General features: G+C 42.5%; 5 protein-coding genes. 2 read left to right on the top strand and 3 right to left on the bottom strand.

All coding sequences use genetic code 11. The annotated features are described in order from the left end of the window. Positions 1–194: DUF6930 domain-containing protein (locus IQ229_RS16370; protein ID WP_194045451.1), on the bottom strand; the 194-nt coding region annotated here is incomplete at its 3' end. A gap of 320 nt (positions 195–514) precedes the next feature. On the opposite strand from IQ229_RS16370, the gene IQ229_RS16365 reads away from it, so the two are divergent. Together IQ229_RS16365 and IQ229_RS16360 are read left to right on the top strand one after the other, a co-directional pair. Beyond that, positions 515–871 (top strand): iron-sulfur cluster assembly accessory protein, encoded by a 357-nt coding sequence (locus IQ229_RS16365; RefSeq protein ID WP_194045449.1) that lies wholly within the window; start codon positions 515–517, stop codon positions 869–871. An 85-nt stretch (positions 872–956) separates the two neighbouring features. After that, positions 957–1,379 carry a tetratricopeptide repeat protein gene (locus IQ229_RS16360; RefSeq protein WP_194045447.1) on the top strand — a complete coding sequence of 141 codons (423 nt, stop codon included), beginning with the start codon at positions 957–959 and terminating at the stop codon, positions 1,377–1,379. Between the two features lie 116 nt (positions 1,380–1,495). On the opposite strand, the gene IQ229_RS16355 is transcribed toward IQ229_RS16360, so the two are convergent. Next, on the bottom strand, positions 1,496–2,689 hold the full coding sequence (locus IQ229_RS16355; RefSeq protein ID WP_194045445.1) for a serine/threonine protein kinase: 1,194 nt from the start codon (positions 2,687–2,689) through the stop codon (positions 1,496–1,498). A gap of 266 nt (positions 2,690–2,955) precedes the next feature. After that, positions 2,956–4,017, bottom strand: a complete 1,062-nt coding sequence (gene rfbB, locus IQ229_RS16350; protein ID WP_194045443.1) for a dTDP-glucose 4,6-dehydratase — start codon at positions 4,015–4,017, stop codon at positions 2,956–2,958. Between the last annotated feature and the right edge of the window lie 39 nt (positions 4,018–4,056).

Here is a 4,056-nt window from a genome sequence, read left to right as displayed (position 1 = left end):
GTCCGAGAGAAAGCATTTGCAATTTGGCAAGCAGCACCTTGGGAGTAATCTACCCAAAGAATGCATTCTCCCTTTGCCTCTGAGTCTGACAGCTGGTTTGGTGATGACAACGGACGGCGATCGCCCTCCCATACAGAAGGAATTTGAGTTAATTTCTTCAACCGACGACTGGTAGAGCGATTAAAACTTGTCATAGAGATCAAAAGGAGCAATTTGGAAGTAAACTTTGGGGCTAGCTAGCCTCAGATTAAATTTTTATGGCTGCACCTGAAGGGTGGTTGCTTCTGTTGCTGCCGGAAGGCTTAAATTTTAAGAATACTGAATGTATAAACACATTGAGTCTCTCAATTCTAGAATAAAAATCTTTGGCTACTTTTGACGGAGTGTTTACAATTTGGCATCTAGCAACATCTAAGCCGCTAGAATGAATACAAAAACACTTAACGAGCAACCCAGAAGCATTAACAAGCCGATATAGGGTAAAGCTTATACTAATTAAGGAGTTGAAAAGCAGATGACACAAGCAATTGAAGCTCAACAACGCGGAATTCTGTTGAGCGAAGCCGCATTGCACCAGGTAAAATCCCTCCGGGACAAGCAAGGCACAGACTTGTGCTTACGGGTAGGAGTGCGTCAGGGTGGGTGTTCTGGGATGTCTTACATGATGGACTTTGAAGATAGCAGCAAAATAACCCCTCATGATGAAGTTTTTGATTATGATGGCTTCAAAATTGTCAGCGATCGCAAGAGTTTGTTATATCTCTACGGTTTAATGCTCGATTACAGCGATGCCATGATTGGCGGTGGTTTCCAGTTTACTAACCCCAATGCTAATCAAACTTGTGGTTGCGGCAAGTCATTTGGGGTGTAATATTGTCAGTTGTCATTTGTCATTTGTCTTTTGCAAATGACCAATGGCCAATGACTAATGTCTAATGACCAATGACTAATGACCAATGACTAATACAGTTGAATCCCTGTTTGATACAGGTTTAGAACGCTATAAAGCAGGAGAATCAGCAGAATCTTTAATCCCTGTATTTAAAGAAGTGTGCGATCGCGCTCCTAAAACTAGTGCAGCTTGGGTTTGTTTAGCGTGGTTGTATCTACTCGATAACAAACCCAATTTGGCTTACAAAGCTGGACAGAAGGCAGTCAAGTTAAATCCCCAAGATCCCCAGGCAAGAATCAATCTCGCCTTAGCAATGCTGGAAACAAAGCAAAAAGGTTTACGGGAACATATTGACATAGCACAGCAGTTGATTTTTGTCAACGAAGAATGGAGTGATGAAATAAAAAATAGTATTGAGGACGGTTTAAGTAGAAAACCAGATTGGCAGAGTTTAACAAAAGTCAAAAATTGGCTGTTTGAAAAGTAGAGGATGGGAACTGGGAACTGGGGGTTAGGGACAACCAGGAGAAGGGAGAATTTATTGAAGTAACTCTCTAGGGTGTCTCTTCCCAATGCCCAATGCCCAATGCCCAATGCCCCTACTTAAAATGCAGATTTGAGCAAAGCGATCGCTCGAACCCACAACATAATACTAATAGGCGCTCCAAGTAGAATACCAGCGATCGCCCAGCCTCTCTGATGGGCTTTGAATTGTTCAATACTGCGCCACTGCCTACTTTTCCAAGCCCATTCATTGCCTTTTGCACCGAGTGCGATCGCCATTACCCACCAAGCATTAGGTACAAAACAGAATAAACCATACCACACTTGATTCGGCCACATCCACAACCAAGGCATCAGAAACGCGCCCCAATTCCAACCAAGAATTTCCTCTGGAACTGTTTCATTCTGATTATTGATCCCGCATCCAGAATTGTTAATTATTTCTTTTAGCGGCAAAAGCTGATTCTTGTTTGCAGATTTGACAGTTAGTCCCGATTTGAGGGCATTCAGTGCAACGCTTGCACTAGTAAATCTTTGTTCGGGAGCGGGTTCTATCAACTTTTGTAGCCAACTGACAAAACTGGGACTGAGGTTAACTCGGTCTGTAAATTGTAGTCGCAAATCCTGCTGGGGTAAATCAGAGGGGGAAGTCCCAGTGAGCAAATGAATCAAAGTCGCTCCCAGTGCATATAAGTCTGAAGCCGCAACAGCTCGACCACCAAATTGTTCCATTGGGGCATAACCATAAGTACCGACAACGGTAAACGTAACGCCTTCTCTTGCCGCTTTATCTTGAACTGCGCCAAAATCAACTAAATAAATCCGATTATCGTCGCCCCAGATTAAATTGCTTGGTTTAATATCTCTATGCAACACTCCAGGATTCAACTCATGTAGATAGATGAGAATATTTAAAACCTCAACAGCAATTTTTTTCGCTCGCTTTTCACTAAACCTTTTGCCAACAGCAAGTTTTTCCTTAAGCGACTCACCAGGAATATATTCTTGTATTAAGCCAAACCAGAGAGTGCGATCGTTAATACAAAAATAATCTATATATTGAGGGATGCGAGGATGATTTAGCTGTTTAAGGATTTGTGCTTCCCTCTCAAAAAGTTTCAGGTCATCCCACTGCACAGTACCGCCAAAGGCCAAAAGTTTGACCACAACGATAGAATTTTCACCATCAGAGGCTTGTAAATCCAATGCTTGCCAAGTTTGACGAATTCCATTGTTGCCGAGTTGGCGCTGGATTTGATAACGATCTTGTAATATTTGTTCTGGTTGCAGCATCTTAACACCTGCTGGCAATTTACGTTGATCTGATTCCCTTATATTCAAGGATAGTCATTATCTACAAAAACTGTGGCAGCCTGATAATTTATTGAAAGCAGTTGAAGATTCCAAATCCAGTAATGGCAACCCGCGCCTTGAAAACGTCAATTCCATCATGAAGGCGCTGGGATATTATGTCACGCCACACAAAATCATGCCTCCATCGGCAGAGTGAATCACAACACTAATTATCGATGGTAACGCTATTGGGTGCAGAATGTGGGTTACAAATAATTTTTGCGATAGTAAGCTTGATATTGGGCAGACAGCAGAGGTTCCCACCAATGACGATGATTGAGATACCATTCAACAGTTAAACGTAAACCCTCAGCAATTGTTACTGAAGGCGTCCAACCAAGCTGAGTTTTAATTTTGTTTGCATTAATTGCATATCTCCTGTCGTGTCCCTGTCTATCCTTAACAAAAGTAATCAACTGCTTGGCTGGATATACTGGTAAATCAGGTGCTAATTCATCCATCATTTGACATAAAAGTTGGACGAGATTAATATTTTCCACCTCATTATTGCCACCAATATTGTACGTTTCTCCTGGTTGACCATTATTTATTACCACATCTAAAGCACGGCAATGATCGCCTACATAAAGCCAATCCCGTACATTTTTACCATCACCATAAACAGGTAATGGTTTCCCGATCAAAGTGTTGATACACATTAGGGGAATTAGTTTTTCGGGAAACTGATAAGGCCCGTAATTATTAGAGCAATTTGTGATAATCGTTGGAAGTTGATAAGTATGATAATAAGCACGGACTAAATGATCGCTACCCGCTTTGGAAGCGGAATAGGGGCTATTGGGCGCGTAGGGTGTGGTTTCACAAAAAGCTGCGTCATCTGTGCCCAGGCTACCGTAGACTTCATCAGTAGAAACGTGCAGGAAACGATAATCAGATGGCTGTGCTTTCGCCTCCCAATGTTGTCGAAAAGCTTCTAATAGGGTGAAAGTTCCCACCACATTAGTTTGCACAAAAGCAGCTGGGCCAAGAATCGAACGATCGACATGAGATTCAGCGGCAAAATGGGCGATGGTATCAATATTTTCCGTTGATAATAGGTTGTCTATGATGGTGCGATCGCAAATATCCCCCTGCACAAACCGAAAATTCTCTTTTCCCTCAACCAACGCCAAATTCAGACGATTTCCCGCGTATGTCAGAGCATCTAACACCACCACGCGATCGCCTGGATAAACCTGACACCAATGATGGACAAAATTCGCCCCAATAAACCCCGCACCCCCAGTAACTAATAACCGCCGATTCATTCAATTTCCTCTTTTCTCTTTGTGTTCTCAGTGTCTCTG

This window comes from Nostoc cf. edaphicum LEGE 07299 (genome assembly GCF_015207245.1).
GTDB lineage: Bacteria > Cyanobacteriota > Cyanobacteriia > Cyanobacteriales > Nostocaceae > Nostoc > Nostoc edaphicum_B.
The sequence above is the reverse complement of the archived record's forward strand: the minus strand, read 5'-3'. Positions and strand labels throughout refer to the sequence as shown.